General features: G+C 74.4%; 15 protein-coding genes. 5 read left to right on the forward strand and 10 right to left on the reverse strand.

Annotated elements, in window-relative coordinates:
- Positions 1 to 599: 599 nt before the first annotated feature.
- The gene (locus tag ACIA8F_RS16080; RefSeq protein ID WP_399379235.1) at positions 600 to 1,376 is read right to left on the reverse strand and encodes an NAD(P)H-dependent oxidoreductase; all 777 of its coding nucleotides are present in this window, start codon (positions 1,374 to 1,376) and stop codon (positions 600 to 602) included.
- A gap of 149 nt (positions 1,377 to 1,525) precedes the next feature.
- Here ACIA8F_RS16080 and ACIA8F_RS16085 point away from each other — a divergent pair, with 149 nt between their 5' ends.
- The gene (locus ACIA8F_RS16085) at positions 1,526 to 2,380 is read left to right on the forward strand and encodes a helix-turn-helix transcriptional regulator (protein ID WP_399379236.1); all 855 of its coding nucleotides are present in this window, start codon (positions 1,526 to 1,528) and stop codon (positions 2,378 to 2,380) included.
- On the opposite strand, the gene ACIA8F_RS16090 is transcribed toward ACIA8F_RS16085, so the two are convergent.
- A complete protein-coding gene (locus ACIA8F_RS16090) occupies positions 2,377 to 3,114 on the reverse strand; it encodes a FadR/GntR family transcriptional regulator (RefSeq protein ID WP_399379237.1) in 738 nt (245 codons plus the stop codon). The two genes, ACIA8F_RS16085 and ACIA8F_RS16090, sit on opposite strands and share 4 nt — an antisense overlap.
- A gap of 151 nt (positions 3,115 to 3,265) precedes the next feature.
- Here ACIA8F_RS16090 and ACIA8F_RS16095 point away from each other — a divergent pair, with 151 nt between their 5' ends.
- Together ACIA8F_RS16095 and ACIA8F_RS16100 are read left to right on the forward strand one after the other, a co-directional pair.
- A complete protein-coding gene (locus tag ACIA8F_RS16095; protein ID WP_399379239.1) occupies positions 3,266 to 3,781 on the forward strand; it encodes a gluconokinase in 516 nt (171 codons plus the stop codon).
- 125 nt (positions 3,782 to 3,906) lie between these two features.
- On the forward strand, positions 3,907 to 5,304 hold the full coding sequence (locus ACIA8F_RS16100) for a gluconate:H+ symporter (protein ID WP_399379241.1): 1,398 nt from the start codon (positions 3,907 to 3,909) through the stop codon (positions 5,302 to 5,304).
- A gap of 25 nt (positions 5,305 to 5,329) precedes the next feature.
- Here ACIA8F_RS16100 and ACIA8F_RS16105 read toward each other — a convergent pair whose 3' ends face one another.
- The 7 genes from ACIA8F_RS16105 to ACIA8F_RS16135 form a co-directional block, all read right to left on the reverse strand.
- Positions 5,330 to 5,632, reverse strand: a complete 303-nt coding sequence (locus ACIA8F_RS16105) for a hypothetical protein (RefSeq protein ID WP_399379242.1) — start codon at positions 5,630 to 5,632, stop codon at positions 5,330 to 5,332.
- Positions 5,629 to 6,804, reverse strand: coding sequence for a hypothetical protein (locus ACIA8F_RS16110; RefSeq protein ID WP_399379244.1), 1,176 nt, complete (start codon positions 6,802 to 6,804; stop codon positions 5,629 to 5,631). The genes ACIA8F_RS16105 and ACIA8F_RS16110 overlap by 4 nt, the downstream gene beginning before the upstream one ends.
- A gap of 114 nt (positions 6,805 to 6,918) precedes the next feature.
- Positions 6,919 to 8,193, reverse strand: coding sequence for a cytochrome P450 (locus tag ACIA8F_RS16115; protein ID WP_399379246.1), 1,275 nt, complete (start codon positions 8,191 to 8,193; stop codon positions 6,919 to 6,921).
- 396 nt (positions 8,194 to 8,589) lie between these two features.
- Positions 8,590 to 9,216, reverse strand: coding sequence for a hypothetical protein (locus tag ACIA8F_RS16120; RefSeq protein WP_399379493.1), 627 nt, complete (start codon positions 9,214 to 9,216; stop codon positions 8,590 to 8,592).
- 78 nt (positions 9,217 to 9,294) lie between these two features.
- Positions 9,295 to 10,110 carry a hypothetical protein gene (locus tag ACIA8F_RS16125; RefSeq protein WP_399379248.1) on the reverse strand — a complete coding sequence of 272 codons (816 nt, stop codon included), beginning with the start codon at positions 10,108 to 10,110 and terminating at the stop codon, positions 9,295 to 9,297.
- A 202-nt stretch (positions 10,111 to 10,312) separates the two neighbouring features.
- Positions 10,313 to 11,200: a DUF4436 family protein gene (locus ACIA8F_RS16130; protein ID WP_399379250.1), complete on the reverse strand. Its 888-nt coding sequence runs from the start codon at positions 11,198 to 11,200 to the stop codon at positions 10,313 to 10,315.
- A complete protein-coding gene (locus ACIA8F_RS16135; RefSeq protein WP_399379252.1) occupies positions 11,197 to 12,360 on the reverse strand; it encodes an agmatine deiminase family protein in 1,164 nt (387 codons plus the stop codon). The genes ACIA8F_RS16130 and ACIA8F_RS16135 overlap by 4 nt, the downstream gene beginning before the upstream one ends.
- Before the next feature lie 278 nt (positions 12,361 to 12,638).
- On the opposite strand from ACIA8F_RS16135, the gene ACIA8F_RS16140 reads away from it, so the two are divergent.
- Both ACIA8F_RS16140 and ACIA8F_RS16145 read left to right on the forward strand, forming a co-directional pair.
- Positions 12,639 to 14,267, forward strand: a complete 1,629-nt coding sequence (locus tag ACIA8F_RS16140; RefSeq protein ID WP_399379253.1) for a protein kinase — start codon at positions 12,639 to 12,641, stop codon at positions 14,265 to 14,267.
- Between the two features lie 60 nt (positions 14,268 to 14,327).
- Positions 14,328 to 15,059 (forward strand): ATP-grasp domain-containing protein, encoded by a 732-nt coding sequence (locus ACIA8F_RS16145; RefSeq protein WP_399379255.1) that lies wholly within the window; start codon positions 14,328 to 14,330, stop codon positions 15,057 to 15,059.
- 68 nt (positions 15,060 to 15,127) lie between these two features.
- Here ACIA8F_RS16145 and ACIA8F_RS16150 read toward each other — a convergent pair whose 3' ends face one another.
- Positions 15,128 to 18,712, reverse strand: a complete 3,585-nt coding sequence (locus tag ACIA8F_RS16150) for a S8 family serine peptidase (RefSeq protein WP_399379257.1) — start codon at positions 18,710 to 18,712, stop codon at positions 15,128 to 15,130.
- Between the last annotated feature and the right edge of the window lie 67 nt (positions 18,713 to 18,779).

Genomic DNA, 18,779 nt, shown 5'->3' on the forward strand with positions numbered 1-18,779 from the left:
GCCCCACTGGCACAGCGCCCAGCCGCCGACCCGCCCACCGGCCCGCCGGCCCCACCGGCCGACGGGCCCGCCGACCGGCACGACCGGTCCGACTAACCAACACGGCCGTGCGGGTGGCACGGAGAGCCCGACCAGCACGCCAGCCCAACCAGCCAGGTCCACACGGGAGCCCACCAAGCCCGGTCAGCTCGACCAAGCCGGCCAGCACAGCCAGCCCGGCGAGTCCGGCCAGTCCGGCCAGTCCGGCCAGCACAGCCAGTCCGGCCCGCAAGGTCGGCGCGACCAGCAACGTCGGCACGACCAGCGCTGCCAGCACCGCCAGTACGGCAGCCCAACAAGCCCGGTCAGCTCGACAAGTCCAGTCGGCCAGCCACTCCGGCCGGCACAGCCGGCACAGCCGGCACAGCAACCCAACGAGCCCGGTCGGCACGGCCGGCACCGCCCGTCGAGTGGTCCCGGCCAGCCCCACCCGCCCGGTCCGCACGGCCGGCACCGCCAGTCGGGTCGGCCCGGCCAGCCCAACCCGCCCGGTCGGCACGACCAACCCAGTCAGCCCGACCAGCAAGGTCAGCCCGACCAGTCCACCCCGCGGCCAGCGGTCACCGCACGTGGAGGCCGAATCCCGTCCGCCCCGCCCGCTCCAGGCCCTCCTTCAGGTGCAGCGAGGGGATCTCGTAGTCCCCGAAGTTCTGCCGCCGGAAGGCGATGGGTTCGGTCGACTCCAGGGTGAGCAGGCGTTCCACCCACGCCTTGGCGACGTCGGCGTAGTCCGCGTCGCCCATCCGGTCGCTGCCGTACCGCACGAACGGCGGCAGCGGCTCGATGCCGGGGTAGTAGAGGATCCCGTGGTGGATCGGGAACAGCAGGTCGTCGATGGGGCCGTTGATCCCGCGGGCGGCGTAGTGCGATTCGGGGCCGCCGACGGTCACGGACAGCAGGGCCCGGCGGCCGGCGAGGGTGCCTTCGCCGAAGCGTTCCCCGTAATTGGTGGCGCTGTGCTCGCCTACTCCGTACGCGAAGCGGTAGGTGAACACCCGGTCCACCCAGCCCTTGAGGATCGCGGGCATCGAGTACCACCACAGCGGGAACTGGAAGATGACCGTGTCGGCCCACAGCAGCTTCTCCTGCTCGGCGAGCACGTCCGCCGTGAGCTCCCCGGCCTCGAAGGCCCGGCCCGAGTCCAGGGCGACCTTCAGCGGGCTCGACGCGTGGGGGCCGTAGTCCCCGGCGTCCACGGCCGCCTTCCAGTTCATGGCGTACAGGTCGCTCACCCGGACCTCGTGCCCGGCGGCCTCCAGCGTGGACACCGCCAGGTCCTTCAGCGAGCCGTTGAGCGACCGCGGGTCGGGGTGGGCGTGGACGATCAGCGTCTTCACGGGAACTCCTCGGGATCGGATGCCCCGATCCTGGCCGCCGCGACGCCCCGTGTTCAGGGGCGCCGCTTCCGTCGGACCGGCCTTCCTGGTACCGGCAGGGCCACCCTCGCTGGCTCCACCACGGGGGCCGCCGCGGCCATACTGGGCCCATGGACGATCTTGCGGGCTTCCTGCGGACCCGGCGCGCACGGGTCGACCCGGCGGCCGTCGGCATACCCACCGACAGCCGCAGACGGGTCGAAGGCCTGCGCCGCGAGGAGGTCGCGCACCTGTCCGGGGTGAGCGTCGACTACTACGTGCGCCTGGAGCAGGGCCGTGCGACCCAGCCCTCCGAGCAGGTGCTCGACGCGCTCGCCCGTGTCCTCGGCCTCGACGAGACCGAGCGCGAGCACCTGTACCGGCTCGCGCGGCAGCGCCGCCGCCGCGCGAAGGCGCCGTCCGGGCGGATCCGCCCGGAAGTGCTGCGCGTCCTCGACCTGGTCTCCGGCGCACCCGCACTGATCATGGACCACCGCCTGGACGTGCTGGCCGGGAACCGCCTCGCCGGGCTCCTCTTCGGCCGGCCGATGCCGGGCCTGAACACGGCCCGGCACCTGTTCCTGGAGGAGGCCGAGCGCGGCCTGTACGCGGACTGGGACCAGTGCACCCTCGACGTGGTCGGCCACCTCCGGCTGGCCGCGGGCCAGTACCCGGACGACCCCGGACTGGCCTCGCTCATCGGTGAACTGGCCATGGGCAGCGAGCGGTTCCGCCGCCTGTGGGCCCGCGCGGACGTGCGCGCCCGCACCCACGGCCGCAAGGCGTTCAGCCACCCGCTGGTCGGCCTGCTGGAGCTGCACCAGGAGAACTTCGCACTGCCCGGCGAGTCGGGCATGGAACTGCTGGTCCTCTCCGCGGCCCCCGGCACCCCCGCCGAGGACGGACTGCGTCTGCTCGCCGGCCTGGGCACGGACCGCGCCGCCGCGCGTCCCCCGGTGAAGGCTTCCAGCGGCCCGACAGGCTAGGGCGCCAGTACGTCGAGTTCCTCCAGCGCGCCCACCGCGATCTGCCGCGTCAGTGCCTCCGCGGCGGCCGCGTCGCCCTCCCGTACGGCCTCGGCCACCCGTACGTGCAGGGTGACGGCCGCCGGGTCGGGGTCGTGGAACATCACCGCGTGCTGGGTGCGCCCGGTCAGGACCTCGGCGACGACGTCACCGAGGCGCGCGAACATCTCGTTGCCGGAGGCGTTGAGGACGATCCGGTGGAAGGCGATGTCGTGGTGGAGGTAGCCCTCGAGCTGGTGGCCGCGTGAGGTGCGGACCATGCCCAGCGCCGCCTCGGTGAGCTCGGCGCACTGCTCCGGGGTGGCCCGGACCGCCGCGAGTCCGGCCGCGACCGGTTCGACGGCCGAGCGCAGCACGGTGAGGGAGCGCAGCTGCCGGGGTCGGTCAGCGCCGGCCAGGCGCCAGCGGATGACGCGCGGGTCGTAGACGTTCCACTCCTCGGTGGGGCGGACGGTGACGCCGACCCGGCGGCGGGATTCGACCAGTTGCATCGATTCCAGCACGCGGACCACCTCGCGGACCACGGTCCGGGAGGCGCCGAAGCGCTCCGCGATCTCGTCCGTGCGCAGCACGCTGCCCGGTGGATGGTCCCCGGCCGTGATCGCCAGGCCGATGGTGTCCAGTACGCGGGAGTGGAGCCCTTGGCCGCCCGGCCCGTCCGGTCCGCCCGGTCCGCCCGGCCCTTCAGTGGTCATGGCGCAAGCGTACGGTCACCGCCGAACCGCCAAAAGATGTGATGTTTTACCGACGAACCCTTGAATAAGTACTACGTAATAGGTTTCAGTGGTGCCCAGGTCCTCCGGGCCGATGTCAACGAGGACGAGCACGACGAAAAAGAGGTGCGCAATGACGCGCGTCATTGTGGTGATGGGCGTGGCCGGGACGGGAAAGACGACCGTGGGCCGACTGCTCGCCGAAGCGCTCGCCCTCCCCTACGCGGAGGGCGACGCCTTCCACCCGGCGGCCAACGTCGCCAAGATGTCGGCCGGCACCCCCCTGGACGACGCCGACCGCCGGCCCTGGCTGGACGCGATCGGCGAGTGGATGCGCAACCGGGCCCGTGTCGGCGGCGGGGTCGTCTCGGCCTCCTCCCTCAAGCGGTCCTACCGCGACCGGCTCCGGGCCGTCGCGCCGGACACCGTCTTCGTCCACCTCACCGGCGACCGTCCGCTGATCGAGGAGCGCATGGCCGCGCGCAAGGGACACTTCATGCCCACCACGCTGCTGGACTCGCAGTTCGCCACTCTGGAGCCGCTCCAGCGGGACGAACGCGGCGTACGCGTCGACGTGTCCGGTACCCCGGAGGAGATCACCGCCCGGGCACTGGCGGCCCTGCGCACCCTCCCGGCGCAGGCCGCGTAACCGGTCGGCCGCGTCACCGGCCGGTCGCGTCACCGCCCGGCCCGGCCCCGTGCTGCCCGGCCCCGCGCCGCCACATACCACCCTGCCCCTGCCCCTGAACGAGAACGAACGAAGGAACCGTCACCGTGACCAGTCTCAGCGTCGAGACTCTGGCAGCGGCCGCCGCCGAGCCGATCACCTCGGCCGGCAACATCCAGCTGGGGATAGCCGTCCTCGCGGGCATCGCCGTCATCGTCCTGCTCATCACCCGCCTCAAGCTGCACGCCTTCCTGGCGCTGACGCTCGGCTCGCTCGCCCTCGGGGTGTTCGCCGGCGCCCCGCTGGCCAAGACCGTCTCCAGCTTCACCGCCGGACTCGGCTCCACCGTCGCGGGTGTCGGCGTCCTCATCGCGCTCGGCGCCATCCTCGGGAAGCTCCTCGCCGACTCGGGCGGCGCGGACGAGATCGTGGACACCATCCTGGCGCGCGCCAAGGGCCGGGCCATGCCCTGGGCGATGGTGGTGATCGCCTCGGTGATCGGGCTCCCGCTCTTCTTCGAGGTCGGCATCGTGCTGCTGATCCCAGTGGTCCTGCTGGTCGCCAAGCGGGGCAACTACTCGCTCATGCGGATCGGCATCCCCGCCCTGGCCGGACTGTCCGTGATGCACGGGCTGATCCCTCCGCACCCCGGCCCGCTGGTGGCCATCGACGCGCTCGACGCCAACCTGGGCCTCACCCTCGCGCTCGGCGTGCTCGTCGCCATCCCGACCGTCGTCATCGCGGGTCCGCTGTTCTCCCGGTACGCGGCCCGCTGGGTGGACATCCCGGCGCCCGAGCACATGGTCCCGCAGCGGCCCTCGGCCGAGCTGGAGCACCGGCCGCGCTTCGGTGCCACGGTCTTCACCGTGCTGCTGCCGGTGGCGCTGATGCTGATGAAGGCGCTGGTCGACATCGTGGTCAACGACCCGGCCAACGGGGTCCAGCGGGTCACCGACGTGGCGGGCTCCCCGCTGATCGCGCTGCTCGCGGCGGTGCTCGTGGGCATGTTCACCCTCGGCCGGGCGGCCGGCTTCACCAAGGCCCGGCTGTCCGTGACGGTGGAGAAGTCGCTGGCCCCGATCGCGGGCATCCTGCTGATCGTGGGAGCGGGCGGCGGTTTCAAGGCGACGCTGATCGACGTGGGCGTCGGCCAGATGATCATGGACCTGTCCGAGAACTGGGCGATACCCACCCTCCTGCTGGCCTGGCTCATCGCGGTGACCATCCGTCTGGCGACCGGCTCGGCCACGGTCGCCACCATCTCGGCGGCCGGCCTGGTGGCCCCGCTCGCGGCTGGCCTGCCGTCCACCGAGACCGCCCTGCTGGTCCTCGCCATCGGCGCCGGTTCGCTCTTCTTCAGCCACGTCAACGACGCCGGTTTCTGGCTCGTGAAGGAGTACTTCGGCATGACCGTCGGCCAGACCCTCAAGACCTGGTCGGTGATGGAGACCATCATCTCGGTGGTCGGCCTGGGCTTCGTCCTGCTGCTGTCGCTGGTCCTCTGACCGTCCCCTCCCCACCTGCCTCCGGTCAGCCGGTCAGCCGGTCACCGGGTCGGCCCCTGCGCCGGTGCCCGCCCCGGGTCCCCTCCCGGGGCCCGGGGCGGGCCAGTTGGGCCGCCGCCAGGTCGAAGCCGCCGGCCGCGGTCACGCAGCGGTCGGCCAGCGACGCCACCTCGGCGCGGAAAGCGTCGCCCCCCGGTCCCTGCCAGCGCAGGTCTCCGGCGGCCCGGCGCAGCCGCTCGGCGTGCGACCGCAGCGCGGCCGAGTGGGCGCGCAGGCCCTCCGCCGGACCGGTCCCGGCCCGCAGTGCGGGCCCGTCGGCGTCCGTCACTGGGGCCTCCCCGGAACGTAGACGTCGGGGTGGCCGGGCAGCCGTACGAGGTGGCTCCCGGTGACCCGGCCCCCGAAGGCGGCGAGGGCCGCCACCGGACCCGGCTCGGTGCCGGAACCCACCCAGGTGACCCGGTAGACGGTGGTGAACTCCCGGCTCGCGGCGAGCCGTCCGGCCGTCCGGGCACCCGGACCGTGGCCGAGCAGGGCGAGTTCGGTCCCGGACGGCACGAGGCGGCGTACGGTCGCGGCCACGTCCAGGACGTGCGCGGCGGGCTCTGCGTGCTCTGCGTGCTCGGCGGACGGGGCCTCGGTGCGGCCGGACTCCGTTGGCGGTCCGGCGAGTTGGAGCACGCACCGCTCGGTCCCGTCCGGGCCGACGACCTGCTGGATCAGCACCGCACCCGGGGAGCCGCCGATCCGCTCGGCATTGCCCCGGTACCCGGCCGGGGTCCCGGTGGTGTCCAGTTCGGCGAGCAGGCTGCTCCCCGGCCCGGAGCAGGCGGGGCCCCGGTCGAAGAAGGCCCGCAGGGCGGCGCCGATCCCGAGGAGCGGCTCGGCGGCCGCGGCCCGGCCGGTGGCGACCTGCCAGCCGGCGTGGTCGTTGAACGGGTTGTCGTCGGTCAGCGCGTTCCAGGCCAGGATGTCGGCGAAGGAGGGGTTCAGCAGCGCGAAGGCGGGCCCCTCGCCGCGTCGGCGCACGAGCTCGCGGAACGCCCGGACGGCGTCCGCCTGCCGGTCCTCCTCCACCGCGAGGAACACCTCGGCGGCGGCCGGGTCGGCCGATCTGGCCGGGTTACGGGTGCTCTCGGCCCGGATCCGGCCCTTGAGGCCGCACACCGCGAGGGTGACGGCGAGGCTCTCCCGGCCGGTGAAGACCCCCGCGAGCCACCCGGCCCGCGCCACGCCCCGCCCCCGGGCGGCCCAGCCGAGTCCGTCCGGGTCGCTCAGGGCGCGCAGCAGCGTGCGCCAGGCCGCGCGGCGGCGGCTGCCGAGGCCCAGCGCGGTGACCGGGAGCCGGGAGCCGAGGGCGAGCCCGGAGGCGTAGCGGGCGGCTTCGCCGACGGCGTCGGCCGCCTCGGCCAGCTCCCGGCACAGGGCGTCCAGTTGATCGGCGTCCGGGTCGGTGGGCACGGAGGTCGCGGAGGTCCCGGGGGTCGCGGCGTCGGACATGGATTCCTCGTCGGGTCGGGTGAACTTCGGGCAGGAGGGGGCGGGACGAACGGGTGGGGCGCCGGCCGGGCAGGGCCGGTAGCGGATTGCGCGGGTTCAGCGGATTCAGCGGATTCAGCGGCGGGTCAGGCGCAGCCGGATGCCCTGCGGATCCAGCGTCGCGGGGAGCGGGCCGAGGGGGTCGAGCAGGGGCCGGACGGGCCGGACCCGGTGTCCGCGCAGCACCTCCGCGCAGAGCGCCGCGGTGATCAGCAGTCCGAGCTGTTCGCCAGGGCAGCGGCCGCCGGCATGGCTGAACGGGGCCATCCGGACGTCCAGGTCCGCTTCGCGCGAGGCCCACCGTCCGGGTACGAAGACGTGCGCGGCGGGCACGTGTTCGGGGTCGCGCTGGTGGAACAGCACGGGCAGCACCACGCAGGTGCCGGCGGGATGCCGCACGCCCCGCCATGCGGTCTCGGCCCGGGTGATCCGTATCAGGTCGGGCACGGCCGGATAGAGGCGCAGCGATTCCCGGACGCAGGCCCGCAGCCGGGGCAGCTCGCCCTGGGCGCTGCCCTGCGCCAATCCCGCGGCCCGGGCCTCGGCGGCGACGGCGTCCTGTTCGGCCGGGTGCGCGCCGAGGAGGAGCAGGGTGCGCAGCAGGACGCCGGGGACGAGGTCGAAGGCGGCCAGCCACTGGCGGACCTGTCCGACCAGGTCCGGGCCGCCCGAGTCCGGGCCGCCCGGGTCCGGTCCGCCCGGTCCGCGGAAGGGCTCCGCGTGGCGGCGGGCCCGCCCGATGAGGGTGTGCGGCTCCGCGAGGTCGGCGTACGCGGCGATCCGTGCGCCGGCCCTGTCGTGGGAACGCCCGAGCCTGCGGCCGAGTTCCGTGTCCTCGGCGGCCGCGTCGCCCAGCACGATGCGGCGGGCCGCGCGGGCCACGGAGTGCCGGACGCGGGCGAGTTCGAGGGAGCCGCCGGCCGTCAGGTGCCGGGCCTCGTCGGCGAGGACCGAGAGGAACGCCCCGCACGAGGGGTGCACGGTCAGCCCCGCGGCGAGCACGGCGTCGTCGACCGAACGCCGCTCGGCGGGGAGCCCGGCGTGGGCGCAGTCGCCCGTTCCGGCGGCGGGCCGGACGGGCGAGCCGACGGGTTCGGCGTAGAACTGCCGGATGTCCTGCGGATCGAGGATGAGCAGGACGGTGCCGGTCAGCCCCCGTACGAGTACGGGCGCCCCGCCGTGCCGCTCGCGCAGGGCCCGCAGGGTGGCGGCGGACCAGCGGGGCCGGCCCGGCCCGGCGTGCCCGCGCACCGGCCGGGGCCGGGCGTTCACGAAGCCCCGCATCAGCGCGGGCAGCGTGTGGGCGGCGGCGAACCGGGCGCTCTCGCCGCGCCCCGCCCCCGCCGTCATGCGGGCGCCTCCGCGGCCGGGGCCGGTGGCGTGCGCGCATCGCGGGCGGTCTCGTGTGCCGTACGCATCCGTGTACCTCCGCGCAGCCTGGACTCGACGGTCGGTGATCCCGCGCTCACCGTACGTCGCCCACCCCGGCTCCGCGCCCCGAGGACCACGAGGGGGGTACGGATCGCCCGCGGGCGGGCTACGGACGGGACGGCGCGCCCGGTTCGGGGCCGTGACCACGGCGCTGACCGGGACGGTGACCGTGCCGAAGCGCAGTGCGCCGTGAGCGGGGCGGCGGCCGGCCCACCAGGCGGCCCGGGGTTCCGCGCGCGGATCGGCCCGCCGCGGGCCGGGGACCCGGGCGGGTGACGCGACGAGCGGAGCGGCCGGCCAGGAGGTCGTCCCCGCCTACGGCTGTGGCCGCGCGGCCGGTGCGGGAAGGTCGAGCGCGCGGGCGAGCGCGGCGGTGACCGGGCCGCGGTGGCCGGGCAGGTGGTGCGGCATCCAGTCGGTGGCCAGCGCGAGGAAACCGGCCAAGTGGCGCTCCGCGACGTCGAGCAGGCCGAGGAGCTCGGCGACGGACAGCTCGATCACGGGGCTGTCGCCCTGCTGCTCGTTGACGGTGAGCCGGACGGTGCGACCGGACCGCTCGGCCACGGGTGACACGGGGTCGTGGCCGAATCCCAGCAGGCTCCCACCGTCGGCCAACCGGTGCCAGTCCCGCCAGTCCTCCAGCCCGTCGCAGCACCCCGGCTGGAAGGTGACACCCGCGGCCGTATCCGTGACCTCCAGACCGCCGGCGACAAAGAGCTCGTCGAGGGTCAGCAGCCCGTGGAGGAACGAGGCGAGCGGGTCGGCCGGCCGAGGCGGTAGGCGGGCGTCGGCGTCGTTCCAACCGGCGATGCTCGCAACCGCTGCCCCGACCTCGGCGGGTGAGAGCTCGCCGCCGAGGGGCAGGAAGGCGAACCGCTGCAACTCGGCGACCTGCCAGAGGTCGAAGCCTTCGGGGATGAGAATCTGCACCACGGGCCGCATCACGATCACCCTGCGGAGTGTTCCGCACCCCGTGCCCGCAGCGCCTCCCATTACGTGCGGCACCGGTGGCATCGCGGTTCAGCCGAAGGCGGCCTCACGGAAGGCGGTACGAAGCGGGGCCGACGGGGTCGTGGGCAGGAGGGCCGCCCAGCGGTGGGCGCGGGGAGAGATCCACAGGGTGGGGCCTTCGCCGTGGGACCAGGATCCGTGGGGGCCCGGGTGCCAGAGGAGGCCCCGGGCGGGCAGGAGTTCGCCGGTGCGGATGCGGAGCGACTGCGCCGTCCAGGCCGGGCTGACGGGGCCGCCCCGCGGGGCGAGGAGGTGGCTCAGGAACCGGCCGAGGTCGGCGGCGGGCGCGCGCAGGGTGCCGTCGGCGGCGAAGCCCGTCCGGGCCATCCCGAGCGGGCCCCAGACCCGTTCGGCGGCGAATCCCGCGAGGGGGCTGCCGCACAGCCGCTCGGCGAGTCCGACGAGCGCGGGCGACACCCCGGAGCCGTGGGTGAGCAGCTGGTGCGCGGTGGTCCCGGCGGGCAGGCCGTCGCCCGCCCCGTAGGCGGTGAGCGGGGTGTGCAGGGCCAGCTCCCCCGCGTCCACGAGCATCCCGATGACGGGCCAGACGACCAGCACCCCCGCCAGCCCGCCGGCGTCGGGGGCGGAGCCCTCGGGTCCGAGTCCGGGGCCGGACCCGTTCCCGGCACCGGCCTCGACCACCGCGTCCGGACCGTCGGGACCGTCCGGACCGCCGGTCGCCCAGCCCGCCCCCGGGTCCGCGTCCCGTACGAGTGCCGCGATCCGTTCCGCGGCCCCGGCCAGGGCCGGGCCGGGAGCTGCGGCCGTCTGCGTGAGCGTCTCGTGCTGCTCGGCCTGTCCGGCCCGGTCGCTCTGGAGCGTCATGGTCAGCCACGGTACGGCGCCCGCCGCACCGGCTCCGGCGCGTCGCGCGGTCCGGCCCCGCCGGGCCACCCGAATGCCCCCGCGGTCCGCCCGGTGCCGCCGCCGGGGATGCGGGGGCCCCGGGGCCCGGGCCCGTACGCCCGTTCAAGCCGGCGGGGAGGCGGGGTCCCGGGGCCGTAGGAACCCGGGACCCTAAGCCCCTTCACGCCGCCGCCGGCGCCTCCCCCACGTCCACCGGGGGCTCCGCTCGGATGCCCGTGACCACCACGGTGATCAGGCAGAACGCGATGAGGATCTCCGCCCACAGGAAGGCGAGGTAGTCGAGCAGGCAGCCGATCGGCGGGGTGCCCGGGGCGGTGTTGCGGAAGGCGGCCAGGGCGAACAGGGTGGCGGCCATCCAGCCGAGGGCGGGCCAGGTGAGTCCCTTGCGGCGGGTGACGAGGTACCACGCGCCGATCAGGACGGACACGGCGAGCGCCCACATCGCGATCATCATGAACACCGCGAACACGAGCACGCTGTTGGAGCGGGCCAGCCCGATGTCGAGGACGCTGGCGCCGTCCTTCGCCGTCAAGGCCTCCACCGTGGACGAGAAGAGCACGTCGTTGTTGGAGAACAGGACCCGCACCGGAACCTTCTCGTGGCCCAGTACGGCCGCGAACTCCACGTCCGCCCCGTAGGCGTCGAACGGGTAGTCCGTGATGGAGCCGCCCGTCAGGGCCACCGGCACGTCCAGCGTGGAGATGCGCTGGTGGGCCTTGAAGGTCAGGTCGCCGCGGGTGGCCGTCGAGGTCTGGAGCGTGAGGTCGTCGGCGGGTGCGATCCCGCCCGCCTCGGCCAGCGCCCCGCGGGGCGTGACCAGGACCCGCAGGACCAGCTCGCGCCCGGCTGCGTCGACGCGCTGCACGGTCGCCTCGACGTCCACCCGGTCCGGATCGGCCCGTCCCGTGGTGTGGACGGTGTCCTGGGCCTGGCGTTCACCGAACTGCAGCCAGGCCCCCACCCCGACCGCCGCCACGATGGCGAGCAGGAGGAGGCCGGGCAGCAGCGGGAAGCGCCGCCCGGCCGGGCGGCGTCGCACTGCGCTCACGCGGCGGGCTTGCCGGGCTGGTCGTGAGTCGAGCAGTGGATGCCGCCGCCGCCCGAGGCGATCGTGTCGATCGCGACGGGGACGACGTCCCGCTTGGGGAAGTGCTCCTGCAGGATGCCGCGGGCCCGGTCGTCGGCCTGGCGGTCCCCGAACTTCGGCATGAAGACGGCGCCGTTGGCCACGTAGAAGTTGGCGTAGGTCGACACGAAGTCGTCGCCCCGGCCCGTGATCTTGTCCAGGTCGGGCTGCGGCAGGTCGATGACCTCGAACTTCCGGCCGCGGGCGTCGGTGGCCTTCGACAGGACCGCCTTCGCCTGGTCCGCCGAGCGGGACCAGGAGTCCTTCGGGGTGTTCGGGTGCGCGCGGTCCAGCAGGACGACGCCGGGGGCGGTGAACCGTACGAGGCTGTCCACGTGGGCGTCGGTGATGTCCTCGCCGCGCACGCCGGCCAGCCAGACCACCTTCTCGACGCCGAGGGTCTGCTTGAGCTCGGCCTCGATCTGGTCCCGGCTCTTCCCGCGGTTGCGGTTGTCGTTGACGATCGAGCTCTCGGTGACCAGAAGGGTGCCTTCGCCGTCCGTCTCGAAGGAGCCGCCCTCGGCCACGAGGGGGGCCTGGACCCGGGGGATCCCGTACTTCTGGAGCAGGAGCCGGCCGACCTGGGCGTCGTTCTTGTGCTCCTGCTTGTTGCCCCAGCCGCTGAAGTTGAAGTCGACGCCGATGACCTTGCCCCCCTCTTCGACGAAGACGGGAACGGTGTCACGGGCCCACAGGTCGTCCACGGCCAGCGGGATCACCTCGACCTCGGACCCGCAGGCCTTCTGCGCCGCGTCGACCTGCTCGGGCCGGGCCATCATGACGACCTCCTCGAACCCGCCGACGGCCCGGGCGATCCGCGCGATGTCCTCGCGGACGTAGCGCAGGTCCTCCATCCAGACGGCGTCCAGCGCGGGCCAGGCCATGAAGGTGCGGGTGTGGCTCTCCCACTCGGCTCCGAGCCGGCGCTCGGCACCGGCCGGGGACGGCTGGGCGGAGCCCTCGGGGGCCTGGGAGCGCGGGGCGCTCTGGGAGGGGCCGCAGGCGGCGGCGCCGAAGGCGAGGGCGCCGATCCCGGCGAAGGTGCGGAGGGCGGTCCGGCGCGTGGGGGGCAGGTGGGACACGAGAGGGCTCCGATCAAGGGCTGACGGGACGCACTGCATCCGGCCAGGACGGGCGCGGGAGGCACGGCACGGGCCGACCGTCCCGGGCCCCTGTGACAAGGGTGCGCCCTCCGTCCGCGAAGGGCCGTCACGCAGGGCCGTCACGCAGGGCGGATGGTGCGGGCACGTGTCCTCCACTCTGGCACTGACTGAATTTTCAGTCAATTCATGGCACGATGCGCGCAGGCCCCTGCCGCATCGCGGCGCGGCGCGTTCCGCCTCGTTGAAAGAGCCCCCGTATGTCCGACCAGCACTCCGGCGCACAGCCGGCCCCGACGGCCCTGTCCGCCGACGACCCCAGGGAGATCGGCGGCTACCGCCTGCACGCCCGGCTCGGCGCCGGCGGCATGGGCGTGGTCTACCTGGCCCACACTCCCGGCGGCCGCCCCATCGCGCTGAAGGCGGTCCGCAGGGAGCTCGCCTCCGATCCCGAGTTCCGCCGTCGGTTCGCCCAGGAGGTGGCCAGCGCCCGCAGGATCCACGGCCTGTTCACGGCCCAGGTGATCGACTCCGGGGTCGAGGACCCCACGCCGTGGCTCGCCACCGCGTACGTGCCCGGCCCCTCGCTGCACGAGGTCGTACGGCGGCACGGGCCGCTGCCGGCCCGCACGGTCCTGCTGCTCCTCGCGGGCATAGCCGAGGCGCTCCAGGCCATCCACGGAGCGGGCGTCGTCCACCGCGACCTGAAGCCGGCCAACGTGCTCCTCGCGGGGGACGGCCCCCGCGTGATCGACTTCGGCATCGCCCGGGCGGCCGACGCCGCCGCGCTGACCGGTACGGGGCTGCGCATCGGCACCGCGGCGTTCATGGCGCCCGAGCAGGCGCTCGGCCGGCCGACGACGCCGGCGACCGACGTCTTCGCGCTCGGGACGCTGGCCGCGTACGTCGCCTGCGGGATCGCCCCCTTCGGCAACGGGCCGGAGTCCAGCGCCCTCTACCGGGTCGTCCACGAGCATCCCGACCTCGCCCGGGTGCCGCACGAGCTGTACGGCCTGGTCTCGTGGTGCCTCGCCAAGCGCCCCGAGGACCGTCCGCAGCCGGCCGAGGTGATCGCCTCCGTACGGGCGCACCCGCTGGTCTGCGGGCAACCGGAGTTCGCCGACGGCTGGCTGCCCCGGCCGGTCCGGGAGGAACTCGGGGGCGACACCGTCCGGCCCGCGCCCGCGCCTGAGCCGTTCCAGGCGACCAGGACGGCCACCGCGGTTCCGGGCCGGGCAGGCGTCACCCCGGCCTTCCCCGCGCCGGGCTCCCCCGCTGGTGCCGCCGCACCCGCACCGCCTTCCGCCCCCGCACCGGGCCGCGGACGCCGGCTTCCCGTACGGCCCGCCCTGCTGGTGGTCGGCGCCCTGCTGGCCGCCGCCGGAACCGTGTACTACCTGGACACCCCCGCGGGCGAGGCCCCGAGCACCGGCGCCCCGCCCGCCGACCCCAAGGCCTCGGCATCCGCGCGTCCCACGCCCACGGCCGGTGCCCCCTCGGCCGACCCCGCCGCCGCGTACCTGCCCGGCTACGCGCAGGCCCGGCTCACCGCCCCCGACTCCGGATACGAGTTCGACCTGAAGGCCGGGAAGGTGGTGCCCGCGGAGTCGGCCGCCTGGTACCTGGCGCACGACGGCCGGTCCCTGCTCCCCTCCGAGGAGTCGGACTCCTTCGTCTCCGACGCCGGCTCCGGAGAGCTGTCGGTGGCCGCCTGCCTCGAGGGCATCGAGACCCGCCCGGCCGCGGCCCTGCCCTTCGCCGGGCTCGCGAAATCCCGGCCGTTCTGCGTGCGCAGCCCCGACCGGAGCGAGCTGGCGATCGTCAGACTGGCCGAGGCCCCGGCCGACGGATCCGTCACGATCCTGGTGGACCAGTACCGCCGCGGCTGACGCCCCGTCCGGCGGCGAAACCCGGATGACGCCGGCCCTGGCCCCCGGCAGGATCTCCCCATGACCCTGCTGCTCCCGCCCCGTGTCACCGCGTCCGCCGCCCGGCTCCGGGACGCGGCGCACGCACGCGGGCTGGCCACCGTACGACTGGACGGCTTCGCCGTGCCCGAGGGGCTGCGGGCCGATCACGTGCACGCCGGGCCGCGGTTCGCCGATGCCGTGGCGCCCGGGCTCGGCATCGGTCTGCTGGAGGCCCCGTCCGACTGGCTGGCGCGGCTGCCGCAGGAGTTCACCGGGCGGGAGGTCGGGCTGATCCCGATCCGTGAGGCGTACGGGCTGCGCAGGCCCGTCTTCGTGAAGTCGCCGAACGACAAGGACATCCCGGCCCTCGTCTACGCCGACGGCTCCCGCCTGCCGGGGCCGGACGCCGTGGATGCGCAGACGCGGGTGCTGGTCAGCGACGTGGTCCGCTTCACGGCGGAGCACCGGCTGTTCCTGCTGGACGGGGCCGTGCACACGGCGAGCCGCTATGCCGAGGACGGTCGCCTCAGTCTCGGCCCGGCCTCGGCCGGCGCGCTCGCCTTCGCGGCCGGCCTGCCCTTCTCCACCCTCCCGTCCGCGATCGTGGTCGACGTGGGCCTCACCGGCGGCCGGTGGTCGGTGATCGAGGCCAATGCCGCGTGGGCCAGTGGTACGTACGCCTGCGACCCGGGCCGCGCCCTGGACGTGGTCCTGCGTGCCGCGGCCCCGCTCGCCTCCTTCGCCGGCCGCGACCGGATGTTCCTGCGGTGACCTCCGGGGCGTGACAGCACAGGGCGGGGCGCCCGGAAGGCGCCCCGCCCGTCGTGCTGCCGGCCGGGTCAGGTCTTGTCGGGGCGGTCCGTCACGCGCAGGGAGTTCAGCAGGGGTTTGCCGAAGCCGGTGTGGGTGACGAAGCGGACGTTGAGGGTGCCGTCCGTGACGGTGACCGTGTAGGTGCGGGTCAGGGCCGTGTAGGAGCCGGCCTCCAGGGCGATGTCCAGGGAGGGCAGTACTTGGGTGCCTTCCGCCAGGACGTCGAAGACGCGCTTGTTCGGTTTGGTGGAGGAGAGCTCGGCGAAGCCCAGTTCCACGGTGTAGGTGCCGTTGGGGACGTTGTCGAAGCGGTATTCGTACATGCCCTCACGGGCGTTGCGGAACAGCTTCTGGTCGTCCGTGCCCGCGATCGTGCGGCTGGTGGACTGGGCCGAGGCGCTGCCCTGGTAGCCGTAGGAGCCCGTCGTGTACTTGCGGTCCGGGGACCAGCCGTCGCCGAGCGCATCGGTGCTCGCGGCCGTGGCGCCGGCGTCGAGGGCGACCTGGTAGCGCGGGACGACGAGCTTGACGGGGACGGTGAGCACCGGGGTCCGGCCGCTGGCCGAGGTGATCTTCAGGTCGGCGGTGAGGACGGTGCCCGGGGTCAGGCCCGTGGTGTCCACGGACAGGGTCAGCGGGGCCTTCCCGCCCGTCGGGAGGTCCCCGGAGCCCGGGGTCACGGTCAGCCAGGCCGCGTCCTCGGCCGCCGTGAAGGCCGTGCCGAGACCGGGGTTGGTGAGGTCGAGGGTCCGCGTCCGCTTCTGCCCGGGCGGCAGGACGATCTCCACCGCCTGCTTCGAGGGGGTCGCCTTGCCGGTGCGCAGGGACCGGGTCACCTGGGTGACGTCGGCCGCCTTGACGTCCACGGTGGCCGTCGCGGTCTCGTACTGGGCGGCGGTCAGGGCGAGTTCCCGTGCTCCCGAGGGGCTCTGGACCACGTACCCGCCGTCGGCCGCCGTGGTGGCGGAGACCGCGGTGGCGCCCGTGCCGAGGGTCACGGTGGCTCCGGCGATCCCGTTGCCGTCGTTCGCGTCGAGCACCCGGCCCGCGACCACGCCGCTCTTGGTGGTGCGGAAGGAGACGGACAGGCCGTCGGTGATCACGGGCGTGTTGAAGGAGTACTTGTAGGCGTCGGTGCCGGTGGCGTTCTCGACGCCGACCGTGGCGGTGGAGCCGCCCTTGATGCCGGTGCCGCCGGTGCCTTTGTAGGTGTACCGGACGGTGCCGTCCTCGCCGATCGCCACCGAGAAGGAGAACGCGTCGGACTGCGCCGACCAGTGCGCCACCTGGCGCCATTCGATGACGTAGCTGCGGTGCGGCGCCGTGCCGGTGACCGCGGTGAAGACTCCGGATCCGCTGTCGGCGGCGCCGACGACCAGGTCGTCCCAGAACGGGTAGAGCGCCGCGTTGGGCGTGGCCGTGCTCGGGATGTCCCCGTTGACGTCGCCGGTGTTGTTCCCGCCGAGGCTGACCGTGCCGTTCGTGCCGATCCAGGCCTGCCCGTACGTCTTGCCGTAGAGCGGCAGCGGGAAGGGCAGGTCGACGCGCTCGGTGGTGTTGTCGCCGGTCAGCGCGAGCCGCCGGTCGCCCGGCTGGTAGGGGGCGGTGTTCGAGGTGGCGCAGGCGTAGCCGTAGCCGTCGGTGCGTTCGGGCAGGGTCACGGCGACGGTGGTGTCCCCGGCGACGGTGACCGCGGCCGCGCCGGCGGTGAGGCAGCGGGAGGAGTGGGTGGCGTTCACGGTGTAGCTGCCGTGCGGGAGGGTGACCTCGAAGCGCCCCTGGGCGTCGGTGGTCGCGGTCACCGGGGTGTCGGCGACGGTCACCGCGGCGCCGGGTACCGGGCCCGCGGCGGAGGAGACGGTGCCGGTGAGCTTGCCGGAGTCGGCCTGGGCGAGGTCGATGTCGCCGGTGGCGGTGGCGTTCTCGGTCACCTCCGCGCTCGCGGCCTGCTGTCCGTAGCCGAACTTCGAGGCGGTGAGCGCGTACGTCCCCACGGACAGCGTGGGGAAGCGGTACGTGCCGTCGGCCGCGGTGGTCGTCGTGCGGTCGATGGGGCCGTCGGCGGCGACCTTCACCCCGGCGACGGGCTGCCCGCCGGAGCGGACGGTGCCGGCGAGCGCGCCGAGGGCGCCGCGCGGTGCGGCGTTGACGGCGGCGAGCACGTCGAGCTTGCCCTCGCCGAAGACGTTGTTGTCGGCGGCGCTGCCGCCGCACTGGCTGCTGTCGGTGTCCTGCGCGGTGCCGTCGAGCAGCGCTTCGGTCTGCGCGACGTCGCCTTCGAGGGCGGGTGCGGCCGACCAGATCAGGGCCACGGCCGCGGCGGTGTGCGGGGAGGCCATGGAGGTGCCGGAGAAGGAGGCGTAGCCGCCGCCGGGGACGGAGGAGCGCACGTTCACCCCGGGGGCCGCGATGTTCGGCTTGATGATCCCGCCGGGGCCGGCGCCGCGCGAGGAGAAGGAGGCGATGGCGCCGTTGATGTCGAAGGCGCCGGTGCTGTAGGAGCTCGCGTAGTCCCCGGGCGATCCGCTGGTGGTGCAGCCGGGTCCGGAGTTGCCGTTGGAGAAGGCCGGGAAGATCCCGGCGGCCCGCCAGGTGTCGACGATCTGCTGGTACCAGGTGTCGCCGCCGGGGCCGCCCCAGGAGTTGTTGACGATGTGGGGGGCCAGGTCGGGGCGCGGGTTCTGGCCGTTCAGGTCGGTCGGGGCGACGATCCACTGGCCCGCGGCGAGCAGCGAGGCCTCGGAGCAGGAGGTGGTCTCGCAGCCCTTGGCGGCGATCCACTTCGCGCCCGGGGCGACGCCGGTCTTGTTGGCGCCGCCGTCGTCGCCGACCATCGTGCCCATGGTGTGGGTGCCGTGGTCGTTGTTGTCGCAGGGGGCAGCGGTGGGGCAGACCCCGGCCGGGTCGAACCAGTTGTAGTTGTGGTCGTAGGACCCGTCCGCGGCCCTGCCGCGGTACTGGTTGGCCACGGCGGGGTGGGTGAAGTCCACGCCGCTGTCGATGTTGGCGACGACGATGCCCTCGCCGCGGACGCCGAGCTGGTCCCAGACCTGTGGTGCCTTGATCCGGTCGACGTTCCATTCGACGGCGTCGGCCGCCGTCTTCTCCCGGGTCCCCTCCGCGGGCTTCGCCAGCGTGATCCGGTCGTCGGCGTCGATCCGGGCGACCTCGGGGCGCTGGGCCAGGGTGGTGGCGAGCTTCTCGGTGCCGACGACGCGGACCGCGTTGACGATCCAGTACGAGGTGTACTCGGCGTGCGTGCCCTCCAGGGCCTTGATGACCTCGGTCTGGCTGCGTGCGGCCTGCTCCTTCTTGAGCCGCAGCACCGTCGCGGCCTTCGCCGCGCGGGTCGGCTGCGCGGCCGCGGCGGTGAGGTCGGCGGCGCTGTCGAGGTAGACCCAGAAGACCGCCTTGGCGGAACCGTCGAGCTGGGCCCGCAGACCCGGCTCGATCTTGCGCTCGGCCGCTCCGGGGGCGGGGGCCGAATTGGGGGCGGCCGCTGCCGCTCCCGCGCTCAGGGGCAGCAGCAGGGCCGCGGTGAGGGCGGCCAGTCCTGCGCGCAGGGGTCGTAATCGTGCCCGGGAGGTTCGCCGGCTGTCGCTTTGTGCCACGTGTGGTCTCCTCGTACGCCGTGTGCAGAACGTGCGGAAAGGGTGTGCGTGACGTGCGCGGGCCATG

Source organism: Streptomyces sp. NPDC051563 (assembly GCF_044454225.1).
In the GTDB taxonomy this organism is placed as follows: Bacteria; Actinomycetota; Actinomycetes; order Streptomycetales; family Streptomycetaceae; genus Streptomyces.

Coding starts and splice junctions, on each gene's coding strand:
- ACIA8F_RS16085 (WP_399379236.1), top strand. CDS start 1,526: ATGGACGATCTTGCGGGCTTCCTGCGGACCCGGCGCGCACGGGTCGAC.
- ACIA8F_RS16090 (WP_399379237.1), bottom strand. CDS start 3,114: ATGACCACTGAAGGGCCGGGCGGACCGGGCGGACCGGACGGGCCGGGC.
- ACIA8F_RS16095 (WP_399379239.1), top strand. CDS start 3,266: ATGACGCGCGTCATTGTGGTGATGGGCGTGGCCGGGACGGGAAAGACG.
- ACIA8F_RS16110 (WP_399379244.1), bottom strand. CDS start 6,804: ATGTCCGACGCCGCGACCCCCGGGACCTCCGCGACCTCCGTGCCCACC.
- ACIA8F_RS16115 (WP_399379246.1), bottom strand. CDS start 8,193: ATGACGGCGGGGGCGGGGCGCGGCGAGAGCGCCCGGTTCGCCGCCGCC.
- ACIA8F_RS16120 (WP_399379493.1), bottom strand. CDS start 9,216: ATGCGGCCCGTGGTGCAGATTCTCATCCCCGAAGGCTTCGACCTCTGG.
- ACIA8F_RS16125 (WP_399379248.1), bottom strand. CDS start 10,110: ATGACGCTCCAGAGCGACCGGGCCGGACAGGCCGAGCAGCACGAGACG.
- ACIA8F_RS16140 (WP_399379253.1), top strand. CDS start 12,639: ATGTCCGACCAGCACTCCGGCGCACAGCCGGCCCCGACGGCCCTGTCC.
- ACIA8F_RS16145 (WP_399379255.1), top strand. CDS start 14,328: ATGACCCTGCTGCTCCCGCCCCGTGTCACCGCGTCCGCCGCCCGGCTC.